Origin of the sequence: Pseudomonas sp. ATCC 13867, from assembly GCF_000349845.1 — a bacterium.
Lineage (GTDB): Bacteria > Pseudomonadota > Gammaproteobacteria > Pseudomonadales > Pseudomonadaceae > Pseudomonas.
The window spans coordinates 685,525-699,753 of the sequence record NC_020829.1 but is presented as its reverse complement, the minus strand read 5'-3'; the positions used below and the strand labels follow the sequence as shown (position 1 = coordinate 699,753).

Sequence of the window (14,229 nt, the reverse complement as noted above, 5' to 3'; positions counted from 1 at the left end):
TCAGTCCGCGACCTTCGCCCCCGCCAGCAACCGGCAAAGCTTCTCGGTGGCATCGAGCATCGCGTAGCTCGGCCGCTCCAGGTTCTTGTCCGGGATCGACCAGAGCTGCCCCAGGCGGGTGGCGGTCAGTTGCGGCATCTGCGTCCAGGCTTGCAGCTCGGCATGGCTGCCGCCCAGGATCACCTCCGGGTCGCGCGCCAGCACGGCCTCCTGGCTGACCTGCGGCGCCGGCAGGCTGAGGTCGGCGAACAGATTCCGGCCGCCGCAGACGGCCAGCGCATCACTGATGATCTGGTTGCCGCCCAGCGTGTACAGCGGGCGATTCCAGACCTGATAGAACACCTTCAACGGCCGCTCCCGGCGGTACTGGCTGCGCAGCGCCTGCAAGCGCACCTCGAACTGCCGCGCCAGGGCCTGCCCCTGCTCCTGCCGGCCCAGGCGTTCGCCCAGCTCGCGCAGTTGCCGCGCGACATCTTCCAGGCGGTGGGGATCGACGATGTAGAGGGGGATACCGAAGGACTTCAGCCGGGCCAGTTGCGCTTCCGGCACCGCACCCGGCCACACCAGCAGCAGGTCGGGATGCAGGTTGAGCACCTGCTCCAGGTTCACCTGCCCGTAGCGCCCCACCGAGGCCATGCCGTTCAGCGCCGGCGGACGCGGCCCACCGTCGAGCACGCCGACCAGCCGGTCGGCCGCGCCCAGTTCGAGCACCATGTCGGTGAGGGACGGCGCCAGGCTGACCACTCGCTCCGCCGCCGCGACAGGCAGGCCGGCAAGCAGCAGGAGCAGGCAGAGAAGGCGACGCATCAGGCCAGTTGGCGCGGCAGGCGGTACAGCCAGAGGATGATCAGACTGGCGAAGCCCAGCAGCAGGACGGGGACGCCATGCAGGTCGACCAGCACCGCCACGGCACCGGTCCACGCCGGCAGGCTGCCGACCAGCCCACCACGGCGCTGCGCGGCGCCCAGCACATGCCAGGCGGCAGGTTCATCCGCGCCGTCGCGGGCCTTGCCGGCGGCAATCAGCGCATGCTTGTAGCGGCGGAACAACGGCAGGGTGAGGAACATCGACAGAAGGCCGACGACGAATACCGGCGTGGCCAGCGAGTCCGGCCAGGGCGCATCGCCCACCAGCGCCAGCATCAGTTGCTGCGGTGCCAGCGCGAGCGCCAGCAGCAGCCACCAGAGCAGATTCAGCCGGCGCCGGGCAGCGGCGCGGTTCACGAAGCGGATGCCTCGGCCTCGGCTTCGCCCTGATGCATGTTGCCCAGCATGTGGCCCAGCTTGCCTGCCTTGGTCTGCAGGTAGCGCTTGTTGTGCGGGTTCAGGCCCTTCTGCAGCGGCACGCGCTCGGCAACGGTCAGGCCGTAGCCTTCCAGCGCCTTCACCTTGCGCGGGTTGTTGGTCATCAGCTTCAGCGAGCAGACGCCCAGGTGCTTGAGCATCGGCAGGCACATCGCGTAGTCACGCTGGTCGGCGCCAAAGCCCAGGGCCAGGTTGGCTTCCACGGTGTCCGCGCCTTCGTCCTGCAGGGCGTAGGCGCGGATCTTGTTGAGCAGGCCGATACCGCGGCCTTCCTGACGCAGGTACAGCAGCACGCCGCGCCCTTCTTTGGCGATGGCCGAGAGTGCGCCTTCGAGCTGGAAACCGCAGTCGCAGCGCAGGCTGAACAGCGCATCGCCGGTCAGGCACTCGGAATGCAGACGCCCCAGCACCGGCTGGCCGTCGTCGAGCAGGCCCATCGTCAGGGCAACGTGTTCCTTGCCGGTTTCCTCATCGAGGAAGCCATGCATGGTGAACTCGCCGAAAGGGGTGGGCAGCTTGGAGGCGGCGACGAAAACGACAGACACCGGAAACTCCTGAAAGATTTATCTAGGGAAGGAGGACCGGCATTGTAGCAGCAGCGCCGGCCGCACCGTCATTGCGAATTCTGCGAGATAAGCATCGACACCATCGATGGAAGGGCTCCGCCCTCCGTCTCAGTGCTTGGCCTGGATGTACATCATGCCCTGCTCTTCGCGCCAGCCGACGCGATTGAGGTAGCTCATGCCAAGCAGGATCTCGGTGGGAAATTCGCCGTCCAGCACCACCGCCTCCACTCCCAGCACCTCGACGCCGCCGAGCTTCACGCTGTTGAGGGTCACCCGCCAGCCCTTGGCCGTGCCGCTGGCGGTGGAAGCCATCATCGGCGTGCCGACGGCGCGGTAATCGATGCCCAGGCGGCGCGCCTGACCTTCGTTCATCGCCACCGAGGTGGCGCCGGTGTCCACCAGGAACTGCGCACTCTGGTTGTTGATGGTCCCGGAAACCCAGTAATGACCGCCCGTGCCACGGGCAATGCTCATTTCGGTACGCGCCGCCGGCGCCGAATAGCCACCGCCGCTGTATTCGCGCTCCAGCGCATAGGTCTGCTCCACACCGCCGACGCGGACCACCGCCTTGTGGGCATCGGCGCTGATCAGTTGCACCCCTCCCGGGCCCACCTGGCCGACCTTGAGCAGCTTGCGCTGGCCGTCGATGTTGAGCACCGCCGCACCGGGGAACAGCCCCACCACGCGCACCTGGGGCGCAGCCAGCGCCAGCGTGGCGCAGAGGGTCAGGCAGAACAGCAGGAACAGACGCGGCATCACGATCACTCCTTGGGTGGCAGCAGCGGCTTCAGTGGGTCATAGGGCCAATGCCAGCGGGCGAACAGGCGCTCCAGCTCACCATTCTGGTAGAGCGTCTGCATGCGCGCATCGAACAGCCGCGCCAGCGCGCGGCCACGTTCGTTGTTGGCGAAGCCAAGATACAGCGGAATCGATGCGATATCGGTGATCCGGTAGGCGCTGGCATCGACGCCCTGGAGCATTTCCTCCAGCTCGGGGCGGGCGTCGATGAAATAGTCGATCCGGCGGCTGTCGAGCATCGGCAAGGCCGAGCTGCGACGCTGCAGTTCATTGCGCTGCCGCAGATGATCCAGGTAGCGGTCGAAGGCGTAGCCACGCATCCAGGCCAGGCGGAACCGACCCAGGTTGGCCAGCTTCGGCGCCGGGGAATCCCGGAGCCCCAGGGCGCCGATGGGATCGACGTCATAGGGCCAGCGCGGGTAGATCACGTTGTCGATCTCATCGCGATAGGAGCCGACCCAGGCATCCGCCTCGCCACGCTGCACCAGGCCGACCGAACGCACATACGGCTCACTGCGCGGAACCAGGCGTATGCCCTCCGGCTCGTACAGCTCTCGCAGCAGGTCCCACGCCAGCCCACGTCCGTCGGCCTGGCTGTAGTTGACCCACACCTCACTGGCGACACGGATTTCAGTGGGTGGAGCCTCCGCCCACGCCGGTAGCCACCACAGTACACAGAGCAGGTACAGCAGTCGGCGCATCGATCGTCCTCAGGCTCTCAGATCAACCAGCGGGCCCAACCCCAGATCAGCCCCTGCATCACCAGCCAGGCGAACACGCCCGCCAGCACATCATCCAGCATGATGCCCACGCCGCCGTGGACGTTGCGGTCGATCCAACTGATCGGCCACGGCTTGGAGATATCGACGATGCGGAACACCACGAAACCGACCAGCAGCCACCACCAGCCCTCCGGTACCAGCCAGAGGGTGATCCACATGCCGACCATTTCGTCCCAGACGATCCCCTCGTGATCGTGCACGCGCAGATCGTCGGCGACCTTGCCGCACAGCCAGAAGCCGAACAGCATGGTCACACCCAGCATCAGCCAGTACCCCCAGTCCGGGAGCATCTGCCACAGTGGTATGAAGGGTAGCGCAACCAGCGAGCCCCAGGTGCCGGGCGCCTTGGGCAGGGTGCCGGAGCCGAAGCCGAAGGCCAGGAAATGCCAGGGGTTGTGCCACACCGAATGGGGTACGGGTTGCGCGGGGGCCTGGTTGGGGTGTTCTGTCACGGTCACTCCATGAAATGCAGGTAGCCGCCCTGACGCGGCGTGATATCGGCGCCCTGCCCGTCCAGCACGCGGACACCGGAGCCGGCCTCCACCCTACCGACCACGCACAGCTGCGGCCAGTTCGCGGAAAGGCCGGACAAATGCTCGGGCGGCAACGTGAAGGCCAGCACGTAATCATCACCGGCGCCGAGTTTCAGTTGCCGGGCCCGCTCGGCGCCCAGCAGCGCTTCCAGCGGCGCGCTCGTCGGCAGACGCTCGGCTTCGACGATCAGCGCGACGCCGGAGGCGCGGGCGATATGCCCGCAGTCGGCGAGCAGTCCGTCGGAGATGTCCAGCGCCGCACTGGCCTTGCCGCGCAGCGCCTGGCCGAAGGCCAGTTGCGGCCGGGGCGACCAGTAGCGCGCCAGCAGCGGCTCGGCGACGGCCGGCTCGGCGGTCATCTCGCCCAGTACCAGCGGCAGCGCGCCGCCCGCCTCGCCCAACGCACCGCCGACGCAGAGCAGGTCACCCGGCCGGGCGCCGGCACGGGTAATCGCCTGTCCGGCGGGTACGCCACCGAACACGGTGATCGTCATGGACAGCGGGCCACGGGTGGTATCGCCGCCAATCAGCGCCAGGGCACACTCCTGGGCCTTCAGGTTCAGGCCACGGGCGAAACCTTCCAGCCAGGCCGGGTCGGCCTCGGGCAGGGTCAGGGCAAGGGTGAAACCGATGGGCGAGGCGCCCATCGCGGCAAGGTCGCTGGCGGACACCGCCAGGGCGCGCTGGCCGAGCAGGAAGGGATCGCAGACGGCCGGAAAATGCACGCCGACGACCAGGGTATCGGTGGAGATCGCCAGCTGTTCGCCGGCCTTGGGCGCGAGGAGCGCACAGTCGTCGCCGATCCCCAATGCCACGGCCTCGCCGCCGGCCGCACAGGCGGCCGAGGCGAAGTAGCGACGGATCAGCTCGAACTCACCCATGCTCAGAACCTGTTCAGGATCTGTAGCGAGAGGCCGTCAGCGGAACGAAGAGCAGCACAGGAACCGGAGTTTATGAGCCATAAATGAGGATTCCGGGCAGCGCATGAGTTCCGATCACGGTCTCGCAGTAAGAGCATGGACAGGTTCTCAGCGCTTGGCGCCACGCAGTTCGGCGGCGCGCAGGCGCGGAGCGAGCTTGTCCAGCACGCCGTTGACGAACTTGTGTCCGTCGGTGGCGCCGAAGGTCTTGGCCAGCTCGATACCTTCGTTGATGACGACCTTGTACGGCACGTCCAGGCGATTGCGCAGCTCGTAGGTGGCCAGGCGCAGGATCGCCAGCTCAACCGGATCGATTTCTTCCAGCGCGCGGTCCAGGCAAGGGGTGAACTCCTTGTCCAGGTCGCTCTTCAGGCGCGGTACGCCGTGCAGGATTTCGTGGAAGTAGGCGCCGTCGACATCGCTGAAATCGTTGTCGGTACGGAAGGTCGCCTCGATCTCGTTGAGCGGCTGGCCAGCCATCTGCCAGGAATACAGGGCCTGCACCGCGAGGCTGCGGGCCTTGCGACGCATGGCGATCTTGTTCGGCTTGGCGGGCTTTGCCGGAGTGTTGCCGTCCTGGGTGCTCACTTGGCCTCCAGCTGCGACAGCAGGCTCACCATTTCCAGGGCGGACAGGGCAGCTTCGGCGCCTTTGTTGCCGGCCTTGGTGCCGGAGCGCTCGATGGCTTGTTCGATGGAGTCGACAGTCAGCACGCCGAAGGCGACCGGCACGCCGAACTGCAGGGAAACCTGCGCCAGACCCTTGGTGCACTCACCGGCAACGTATTCGAAGTGCGGGGTGCCGCCACGGATTACCGCGCCGAGGGCGATGATGGCGTCGAACTCGCCGCGCTGGGCGACTTTCTGCGCTACCAGCGGGATTTCGAAGGCGCCCGGAGCGCGGATCACGGTGATGTCGCTCTGGGCGACGCCGTGGCGCACCAGCGCGTCGATGGCGCCTTCCACCAGGCTTTCCACCACGAAGCTGTTGAAGCGGCCAACCACCAGGGCGAAGCGGCCTTTGGGGGCGATGAAGGTACCTTCGATGGTCTTCAGGGTCATGGACAAGTCTCACTGTTAAAGAGCCGAAGCGTCAGCGTGACGCTCCGCAAATAGGGTAGAAGAACGGCGCCGCCGTACCAGGGCACGGCGGCGAGGTTCATTCGGGTAGCACTGAGCGCGTCGCGAGTGTAGGTCGGGCAAGGCGGGAATCGCCGAAAAAGCGCAGTTTACTGGAGTAAATGAGCATTTTAAGGCGATTCCCAACGCGGCACGACCAAGCGCAGCAGCGATCAGTGCTGCCCGTCAGCGGGCAGGTATTCTACTACCTCCAGGTCGAAACCGGATATCGCGTTGAAGCGCATCGGCGCCGACATCAGGCGCATCTTGCGAACGCCCAGGTCGCGCAGGATCTGCGAACCGGCACCCACGGTGCTGTAGGTGGTGGTCGGTTTCTGCACGGGCGCCGGGGTATTGGTGATCTCGCGGACATGCGCCAGCAGGTCGTCGCCGCCGACCTGATGGCCCAGCAGCAGGACCACGCCGGTACCGGCCTCGGCCACCTTGGCCATCGCCGCGCGCAGGCTCCAGCGACCCGCCTGGTTGACCATCAGCAGGTCGCGCAGCGGGTCGGGGTTGTGCACGCGCACTAGGGTCGGCTCTTCCGGGCAGACGTTGCCCAGGGTCAGCGCCAGGTGCACGTCGCCTTCCACGGAGTCGCGGTAGGTGATCAGCTTGAACTGGCCCAGTTCGGTATCCAGCGGCTGCTCGGCGAGGCGCTCGACGGTGCGCTCGTGGATCAGGCGGTAGTGGATCAGGTCGGCGATGGTGCCGATCTTGATGCCGTGCTGCTGGGCGAACTCTTCCAGCTCCGGGCGACGGGCCATGGTGCCGTCGTCGTTCATGATCTCGCAGATCACGCCGGACGGCTCGAAGCCGGCCATGCGTGCCAGGTCGCAGGCCGCTTCGGTGTGGCCGGCGCGAGCCAGTACGCCGCCGGGCTGCGACATCAGCGGGAAGATGTGGCCGGGGCTGACGATGTCGGCAGCGACAGCGTTCTTCGCCGCGGCGGCCTGCACGGTGCGGGCGCGGTCAGCGGCGGAGATGCCGGTGGTGACGCCTTCGGCGGCCTCGATGGAGACGGTGAACTTGGTGCCGAAGCCGGAACCGTTGCGCTGCACCATCAGCGGGATGCCCAGGCGCTCGCAGCGCTCGCGGGTCATCGGCATGCAGATCAGGCCACGGGCGAAGCGGGCCATGAAGTTGATGTCTTCGGTGCGGACACACTCGGAGGCGATGATCAGGTCGCCTTCGTTCTCACGGTCCTCGTCATCCATGAGGATGACCATCTTGCCCTGACGCATGTCGTCGAGCAGTTCTTCAATGCTGTTGAGTGCCATACGGGGACGCGCCTTATCAGTGTTTCAGGAAGCCGTTTTCGGCCAGGAATGCTTCGGTGATGCCGCCGGAACCGGCAACGGGGTCCGCCGCCTTGTCACCCAGCAGCAGACGCTCCAGGTAGCGCGCCAGCAGATCGACTTCGAGGTTGACCAGGCGACCACCGCGGTAGTCGGCCATGATCGTCTCCTGCACGGTATGCGGGACGATGGTCAGCTCGAACTCGGCGCCGTTGACCGCGTTCACCGTCAGGCTGGTGCCGTCCACGGTGATCGAGCCCTTGAGCGCGATGTACTTGGCCAGCTCGCGCGGTGCGCGCACGGTGAACTGGATGGCGCGGGCATTTTCCTCGCGCTTGACGATCTCGCCGACGCCATCGACGTGGCCGCTGACCAGATGGCCGCCCAGGCGGGTGGTCGGGGTCAGGGCCTTCTCCAGGTTCACCCGGCTGCCGATCTTGAGCTGGGCGAAGGCGGTGCGCGCCAGGGTCTCGCGGCTGACGTCGGCCCAGAAGCCGTCGCCGGGCAGTTCCACCGCCGTCAGGCAGATACCGTTGACCGCGATGCTGTCGCCGAGCTTGACGTCGGCCAGATCGAGCTTGCCGGTCTTCACGTACAGGCGCACGTCACCGCCCTTGGGGGTGATGGAGGCAATGGTGCCGATGGATTCGATTATGCCGGTGAACATGGGACCTCCCACACGGCAGGAGCGGCGTGATCGCGGACACTGGACCGCGCAGCCGACCGGGAACGATGTTGCATAGCAGCGAACTCCTGTTTCGGTTAGAAAACAGGGCGTATCGGATCGAAGGGATTACGCGGACGCGCGCGGACGCGCCCCGCTGGCTCATCCCGTTCTCTCTTCATCCGGACTATTACCGTCGGCCCCGGAATCACACCGGGTCTGCTGACCTTGCCCTCCGGCGAAGCGGTTCGGCAAGCGCTCGCGGGCTAGACGCATTGCGCGCCATTACCGCCGGTGGGGACTTGCACCCCGCCCTGAGAACGTCAATCGCGGTCGTCTACAACGCCGACCGCGTGTGGCGTTTTACCACAGGCGGGCACAAGTCGGAAGGTTCTGTTGTCTTATCGGGTTGTCCGTGCTCGCGGGGATGACCGACGATCTCAGCGGAAGGACGGGGGTATTGGCGGCCATCAGCGCGGTCTGGCGGTGACCAGCCAGTCGTCGCCCACCGCGCGGATGTCGCTGATCGTCAGCTCGCGGGACTCCGCCATGCGCTCCAGCGGCAGCTCCAGCAACGGGCGCGCGGAGGAGCCGAGCAGCTTGGGCGCCATGAAGATGCAGTACTCGTCCACCAGCCCCTGGCAGGCGAAGGCGCCGGCCAGGCGCGGCCCTGCTTCCACCAGCACCTCGTTGACGCCACGGCGGCCCAGCTCGGCCATCAGTGCCGGCAGATCGACCTGACCGTCGTTCCCGGCCAGCACCAGCAATTCGTGACCGGCCTCGGCGTAACCCGGGGCTTCCCGCGTGCTGACCACCAGCGCCGCTCCCGCCTGGAAGAAGGCCGCGCCGAGCGGCACGCGCAGACGACCATCGATCAGCACCCGCAACGGCGGGCGGCGCATCGCCAGTTCGGTCTGTTCGGCATCCAGACCGAGCTCGTCCGGTCGGACGGTCAGCCGCGCATCATCCATCAGCACGGTATCGGCGCCGGACAGCACGACGCTCGATTGCGCGCGCAGCCGCTGCACGGCCCGGCGTGCCGCCGGCCCGGTGATCCACTGGCTCTCGCCGCTGGCCATCGCGGTGCGGCCGTCCAGGCTCATGGCCAGCTTCACCCGCACGAAGGGCAGGCCGGTTTCCATGCGTTTGAGGAAACCCTTGTTGAGCGCGCGGGCTTCGTTCTCCAGTACGCCAGAGCGCACCTCGATACCCGCCTCGGCGATGCGTTTCATGCCGCTGCCGGCCACCCGCGGATTGGGGTCCTGCATGGCCGCCACCACCCGCGCCACGCCGGCCTTCACCAGCGCATCCGCGCACGGCGGCGTGCGGCCGAAGTGGCTGCAGGGCTCCAGGGTGACGTAAGCGGTCGCGCCACGGGCCTTGTCGCCGGCCTGGCGCAGGGCGTGGACTTCCGCGTGGGGTTCGCCGGCGCGCAGGTGCCAGCCTTCGCCGACCACTTCGCCGTCGCGCACGATGACGCAGCCGACCCGGGGATTGGGATGGGTGGAATACCAGCCCTTGCGCGCCAGTTCGATGGCGCGGGCCATCCAGGCTTCATCGAAGGTGTTCATGTCGTCGCGCGCGCTCATTCTTTCGACGGCTCGCGGGCCAGGCGCTCGATCTCCTCGCGGAACTCGTTGAGGTCCTGGAAGCGGCGGTACACCGAGGCGAAGCGGATATAGGCGACTTCATCGAGCTTCTCCAGCTCGGCCATCACCAACTCCCCCAGCACCCGCGACTTCACCTCGCGCTCGCCGGTGGCGCGCAGCTTGTGCTTGATATGCGCCAGCGCCTCCTCCAGCCGCTCGATGCTCACCGGGCGCTTCTCCAGCGCGCGCTGCATGCCGGCGCGCAACTTGTCCTCGTCGAACGGCTGGCGGCTGCCATCCTGCTTGATCAGGCGCGGCATCACCAGTTCGGCGGTCTCGAAAGTGGTGAAGCGCTCACCGCACGCCAGGCATTCGCGGCGGCGACGAACCTGATCGCCCTCGGCGACCAGGCGCGAATCGATGACTTTGGTGTCGTGGGCGCCGCAGAAGGGACAATGCATGGGCGGGTCTTGTACGCATGAGGGAAAGGCTCATGGTAGCGCATCGCTTCGCCAATGAAACCCTGGCCCCCGAGACAAGCCCGACGCTTTAGGCTATACAGGCGCCCGCCTGGAAATGTGCCGCGATGGAGTCCGCCCATGTCCGCCCGTCTTCTCTGCCTGTCCCTCATCGCCCTGCTCGCCGCCTGTTCCAGCGACAAGCCGGCGTCGCCCCCGCAGCAGACCACGCCTGTCCGCGCCGCAGTGGTCGAGCCGGTCCTGCCGGCCAACATGCGCGAGTTGACCGGCCTGCTCAGCAGCAGCCAGGGCTACCTGCCCGCTGGCGGCGAGGTGGAGCTCGCGCTGCTGGTGATCGATGAACGCGACCGCCCGCAGCGCTTGCTCTCCAGCGAAAAGCTGCTGGCCACCGGGCAGGCCCTGCCCTTCCGCCTGGTGTTCAATCCGCAGTCCTTCCCGGCCAACGCCCGCGTCGAGCTGCATGGCCGCGTCTCGCAATCCGGCCAGTTGGCCTGGCGTCTGCCACCGGTGCGCATCACCCGGCCGGAAACCCGCGCCCTGGGCGAGTTGCGTCTGGAGCGTGCACCATGAGCGCGCCCCGGCAACTGCAACAGGCCCTGAGCGAACTGCTGGGCGACGCCCGCCTGGTGGCCGAGCGCCTGCCCGGCACCGACATCGATCTCTGGCTGATCGACGCGCAGAACATGGACCGCGCCTTCAGCCCGGACGAAACCCGGCGCATTCTCGAAGAGCCGCCCTACTGGTGCTTCTGCTGGGCCAGCGGCCTGGTGCTGGCGCACTGGCTGGCCGACAAGCCGGAATGGGTGCGCGGCAAGCGCGTGCTGGATTTCGGCGCGGGCTCCGGCATCGCCGCCATCGCCGCCGCGAAAGCCGGCGCCGCCGAAGTGGTGGCCTGCGACCTCGACCCGCTGGCGCTGCAAGCCTGCCGCGCCAACGCCGAACTGAACGGCGTGGAGCTGAGCTACTCGGACGATTTCTTCAAGGAGATCGACCGCTTCGACCTGATCATCGTCGCCGACGTGCTCTACGACCGCGCCAACCTGCCGCTGCTGGACGCCTTCCTCAGCCGTGGCCGCGAAGCCCTGGTGGCCGACTCGCGGGTCCGCGACTTCAGCCACCCGCTGTATCAGCGTCTGGCGATCCTCGACGGCTGCACCTGGCCGGATCTGGCGGAGCCGGCGGAATTCAGGCACGTCAGCCTGTATCACGCGCGGCGCGGCTAGCCTCTCGCGGCCTTATCGCGGACGGAGTCCGCTCCTGCGGGTAACGGGGAACATCGTTGCTCGCGCAGGAGCGGACTCCGTCCGCGAAAGGCGGGCAAAGCCCGTCCACGCCGCCCGCCAACCGGAGGTTGTTTCCGTAAAAGAGCGCCCCCACTTATAGTGGCAACCACCCCATCGCCCCACTCGCCCGAGATTGCCCATGAGCGATACGCCCTACATCTTCGACGCCTCGATCGCCAACTTCGATCAGGTGGTCATCGAGAACTCCTTCCACAAGCCGGTCCTGGTGGACTTCTGGGCCGACTGGTGTGCCCCGTGCAAGGCGCTGATGCCGCTGCTGGCGCAGATCACCGAGTCCTACCGGGGCGAGCTGCTGCTGGCCAAGGTCAACTGCGACGTCGAGCAGGACATCGTGATGCGCTTCGGCATCCGCAGCCTGCCCACCGTGGTGCTGTTCAAGGACGGCCAGCCGGTGGACGGCTTCGCCGGCGCGCAGCCCGAATCGGCGATCCGCCAGATGCTCGAACAGCACGTGCAGCCTCCGGCTCCGGCGGCCGCCGACCCGCTGGAACTGGCGCAGGCCGCCTTCAGCGAGGGTCGCTTCGCCGAGGCCGAAGCCCAGTTGAAAGCCCTGCTGGGCGAAGACAACAGCAACGCCGCCGCACTGATCCTCTATGCCCGCTGCCTCGCCGAGCGCGGCGAACTGGGCGAAGCCGAAACCGTGCTCGGCGCGGTGAAGAGCGACGATCACAAGCAGGCGCTGGCCGCCGCCAAGGCCCAGCTGACCTTCCTCCGCCAGGCCGAAGGCCTCCCGGACGCTGCCACGCTGAAGACCCGCCTGGCTGCCGACGTCAACGACGACGAAGCCACGTACCAACTGGCCGTCCAGCAACTGGCCCGCCAGCAGTACGAGGCGGCGCTGGACGCCCTGCTCAAGCTGTTCGTGCGCAACCGCAGCTACGGCGAGGACCTGCCGCGCAAGACGCTGGTCCAGGTGTTCGACCTGCTGGGCAACGACCACCCGCTGGTGATCGCCTATCGCCGCAAGCTGGCGAACGTCCTCTACTGATCCCCTGCGGCGGAACCGCCCTTGTAGGAGCGAGCTTGCTCGCGAACCAACCCCGTGGCGGGCTGTTCGCGAGCAAGCTCGCTCCTACGAAAAGCCGTTACTCCTCGATCCAGTTGAACACCTGCACACCCTCGCGCACCTCGATCTTCACCTTCGGGCTGTGCCGCAGGCGCACCAGCAGCCCCTTCGCCGCTCCGGCACTGCCCGCCAGCGCCGCCAGCTCATCCAGCAGTTGCGGCCCTTCGCTGCTGCCACTGCGGCGCAGCAGGTCCTGCGCCGCCAGCCACAGCTGATCCACCGGCGCGCTCGCTGCCGGTGCCTGCTCGACAGAGGCCACCGGCGCCACGGCGGCAGCCGGCAGGTTCTGCGCCAGCCGCGCCCAGTCGGCGTCATCCATCTCCACGGTGAGGTCCACCGGCCAGTCGCCGATGGTGCCCTTGATTCTCAGCATCGCCCTTCTCCTCGCGGCCTTTCGCGCATGCTCCCACGGCACGGCCGGCGCGCCAAACGCACGCTAAGCTGGCGTTAATAATTCATCTGTTATAACGTAACAAAATCATTCAACGGACCGGAGTTTCCCATGCGCCCCCTGCTCCTCGCTGTCGCCCTGCTGCCTATCGCCGCCCAAGCCCACGACGAACATGAACACGGCAGCCTCGGCAAGCACGAGCATGGCGTCGCCCAGCTCAACGTCGCCCTCGACGGCAAGACCCTGGAGCTGGAGATGGACAGCCCGGCGATGAACTTCGTCGGCTTCGAGCACGCCGCCACCAGCGACGCCGACAAGGCCACGGTCGCCGCCGTGCAGGCCCAGCTCAAGCAGCCGCTGCAACTGCTCGCCCTGCCCGCCTCGGCCCAGTGCAGCGTGCAGTCGGTGGAACTCTCCAGCCCGCTGTTCGGCGATGCGCCCAAGACGGAAGACCACGATCATGACCACGAACATGCAGATGGCGACCACGACGAGCACGAAGGTCACCAACACGCCGACATCGATGCCCACTACCAGCTGACCTGCGCCCAGCCGCAGGATCTTGCCACCCTCGATTTCGCACCGCTGTTCAAGCGATTCCCGGCGACCCAGAAGATTCAGGTACAACTGATCGGCCCGAGCGGCCAGCAAGGTGCAGAATTGACCGCCGCCAACCCGACCCTGAACTTCTGATTCCCGAACAGACGAAATGACCGCACTGCTCGAACTCGACAACCTCGGCTTCGCCTGGCCCGGCCAGGCGGAGCTGCTGGACATCCCCGCCTTCGCGCTGGCCCGTGGCGAGACCCTGTTCCTCAAGGGCCCGTCCGGCAGCGGCAAGACCACCCTGCTCGGCCTGCTCGGCGGCGTACAGCGCCCCCAGCGTGGCAGCGTGAAGCTTCTCGGCGAGGACATCGCGCAGATGAAGTCAGCGCGCCGCGATCACTTTCGCGTCGACCACACCGGCTACATCTTCCAGCAGTTCAACCTGCTGCCGTTCCTCTCGGTGCGGGAGAACGTCGAACTGCCCTGCCACTTCTCCCACAGCCGCGCCGAGCGCGCGACCCTGCGCCACGGCAGCGTGGCCAAGGCCGCCGAAGCACTGCTGGGGCACCTCGACCTGGGCGATGCGGCGCTGATCGAGCGCCGCGCCGACAGCCTGTCGATCGGCCAGCAGCAGCGCGTCGCCGCCGCCCGCGCACTGATCGGCCAGCCGGAACTGGTGATCGCCGACGAGCCGACCTCGGCGCTGGACGCCGACGCCCGCGAAGCCTTCCTCCAATTGCTGTTCGCCGAATGCCGCGAGGCCGGCGCCAGCCTGCTGTTCGTCAGCCACGACCAGAGCCTGGCGCCCCTGTTCGATCGCAGCCTGTCGCTGACCGACCTCAACCGCGCCGCCCGCGCTCCGGGAATCTGA

The 14,229-nt window shown here is 67.3% G+C and carries 19 protein-coding genes and 1 riboswitch; of the genes, 5 read left to right on the top strand and 14 right to left on the bottom strand.

Features of this window, described 5'->3' with window-relative positions:
• The 13 genes from H681_RS03260 to nrdR form a co-directional block, all read right to left on the bottom strand.
• Positions 1-807, bottom strand: a complete 807-nt coding sequence (locus H681_RS03260) for a cobalamin-binding protein (RefSeq protein WP_015475403.1) — start codon at positions 805-807, stop codon at positions 1-3.
• Positions 807-1,223, bottom strand: coding sequence for a hypothetical protein (locus H681_RS03255; RefSeq protein WP_015475402.1), 417 nt, complete (start codon positions 1,221-1,223; stop codon positions 807-809). The genes H681_RS03260 and H681_RS03255 overlap by 1 nt, the downstream gene beginning before the upstream one ends.
• The gene (ribA, locus tag H681_RS03250) at positions 1,220-1,849 is read right to left on the bottom strand and encodes a GTP cyclohydrolase II (protein ID WP_015475401.1); all 630 of its coding nucleotides are present in this window, start codon (positions 1,847-1,849) and stop codon (positions 1,220-1,222) included. Before ribA ends, H681_RS03255 begins: the two co-directional genes overlap by 4 nt.
• Positions 1,850-1,978: 129 nt before the next feature.
• The gene (locus tag H681_RS03245) at positions 1,979-2,626 is read right to left on the bottom strand and encodes a retropepsin-like aspartic protease family protein (protein WP_015475400.1); all 648 of its coding nucleotides are present in this window, start codon (positions 2,624-2,626) and stop codon (positions 1,979-1,981) included.
• A gap of 5 nt (positions 2,627-2,631) precedes the next feature.
• Positions 2,632-3,369, bottom strand: coding sequence for a substrate-binding periplasmic protein (locus tag H681_RS03240; RefSeq protein WP_041711701.1), 738 nt, complete (start codon positions 3,367-3,369; stop codon positions 2,632-2,634).
• Positions 3,370-3,386: 17 nt separating this feature from the next.
• Positions 3,387-3,902 carry a phosphatidylglycerophosphatase A family protein gene (locus H681_RS03235; RefSeq protein WP_015475398.1) on the bottom strand — a complete coding sequence of 172 codons (516 nt, stop codon included), beginning with the start codon at positions 3,900-3,902 and terminating at the stop codon, positions 3,387-3,389.
• Positions 3,903-3,904: 2 nt separating this feature from the next.
• On the bottom strand, positions 3,905-4,864 hold the full coding sequence (gene thiL, locus H681_RS03230) for a thiamine-phosphate kinase (RefSeq protein ID WP_015475397.1): 960 nt from the start codon (positions 4,862-4,864) through the stop codon (positions 3,905-3,907).
• A gap of 147 nt (positions 4,865-5,011) precedes the next feature.
• Positions 5,012-5,491: a transcription antitermination factor NusB gene (nusB, locus tag H681_RS03225; protein ID WP_015475396.1), complete on the bottom strand. Its 480-nt coding sequence runs from the start codon at positions 5,489-5,491 to the stop codon at positions 5,012-5,014.
• A complete protein-coding gene (gene ribH / locus H681_RS03220; RefSeq protein WP_015475395.1) occupies positions 5,488-5,964 on the bottom strand; it encodes a 6,7-dimethyl-8-ribityllumazine synthase in 477 nt (158 codons plus the stop codon). The genes nusB and ribH overlap by 4 nt, the downstream gene beginning before the upstream one ends.
• 230 nt (positions 5,965-6,194) lie before the next feature.
• Positions 6,195-7,301 carry a bifunctional 3,4-dihydroxy-2-butanone-4-phosphate synthase/GTP cyclohydrolase II gene (ribBA, locus tag H681_RS03215; protein ID WP_015475394.1) on the bottom strand — a complete coding sequence of 369 codons (1,107 nt, stop codon included), beginning with the start codon at positions 7,299-7,301 and terminating at the stop codon, positions 6,195-6,197.
• 16 nt (positions 7,302-7,317) lie between these two features.
• On the bottom strand, positions 7,318-7,986 hold the full coding sequence (locus H681_RS03210) for a riboflavin synthase (protein WP_015475393.1): 669 nt from the start codon (positions 7,984-7,986) through the stop codon (positions 7,318-7,320).
• Between the two features lie 162 nt (positions 7,987-8,148).
• A riboswitch (FMN riboswitch) is annotated at positions 8,149-8,309 on the bottom strand.
• A gap of 144 nt (positions 8,310-8,453) precedes the next feature.
• Positions 8,454-9,554, bottom strand: coding sequence for a bifunctional diaminohydroxyphosphoribosylaminopyrimidine deaminase/5-amino-6-(5-phosphoribosylamino)uracil reductase RibD (gene ribD / locus H681_RS03205; protein WP_015475392.1), 1,101 nt, complete (start codon positions 9,552-9,554; stop codon positions 8,454-8,456).
• A gap of 14 nt (positions 9,555-9,568) precedes the next feature.
• Positions 9,569-10,033, bottom strand: a complete 465-nt coding sequence (nrdR, locus tag H681_RS03200) for a transcriptional regulator NrdR (RefSeq protein ID WP_015475391.1) — start codon at positions 10,031-10,033, stop codon at positions 9,569-9,571.
• A 138-nt stretch (positions 10,034-10,171) separates the two neighbouring features.
• Between nrdR and H681_RS03195 the strand changes: the two genes are divergently transcribed.
• The 3 genes from H681_RS03195 (at position 10,172) to trxA (ending at position 12,343) form a co-directional block, all read left to right on the top strand.
• The gene (locus H681_RS03195) at positions 10,172-10,621 is read left to right on the top strand and encodes a YbaY family lipoprotein (protein ID WP_015475390.1); all 450 of its coding nucleotides are present in this window, start codon (positions 10,172-10,174) and stop codon (positions 10,619-10,621) included.
• Entirely contained in the window at positions 10,618-11,274 is a 657-nt protein-coding gene (locus H681_RS03190; RefSeq protein WP_015475389.1) for a class I SAM-dependent methyltransferase, read from the top strand. The genes H681_RS03195 and H681_RS03190 overlap by 4 nt, the downstream gene beginning before the upstream one ends.
• 199 nt (positions 11,275-11,473) lie before the next feature.
• Positions 11,474-12,343, top strand: a complete 870-nt coding sequence (gene trxA / locus H681_RS03185) for a thioredoxin (protein WP_015475388.1) — start codon at positions 11,474-11,476, stop codon at positions 12,341-12,343.
• A 97-nt stretch (positions 12,344-12,440) separates the two neighbouring features.
• On the opposite strand, the gene H681_RS03180 is transcribed toward trxA, so the two are convergent.
• On the bottom strand, positions 12,441-12,794 hold the full coding sequence (locus H681_RS03180; protein WP_015475387.1) for a hypothetical protein: 354 nt from the start codon (positions 12,792-12,794) through the stop codon (positions 12,441-12,443).
• Between the two features lie 129 nt (positions 12,795-12,923).
• Between H681_RS03180 and H681_RS03175 the strand changes: the two genes are divergently transcribed.
• Positions 12,924-13,505, top strand: coding sequence for a DUF2796 domain-containing protein (locus H681_RS03175; RefSeq protein ID WP_015475386.1), 582 nt, complete (start codon positions 12,924-12,926; stop codon positions 13,503-13,505).
• 16 nt (positions 13,506-13,521) lie between these two features.
• Positions 13,522-14,229, top strand: coding sequence for an ABC transporter ATP-binding protein (locus H681_RS03170; RefSeq protein WP_015475385.1), 708 nt, complete (start codon positions 13,522-13,524; stop codon positions 14,227-14,229).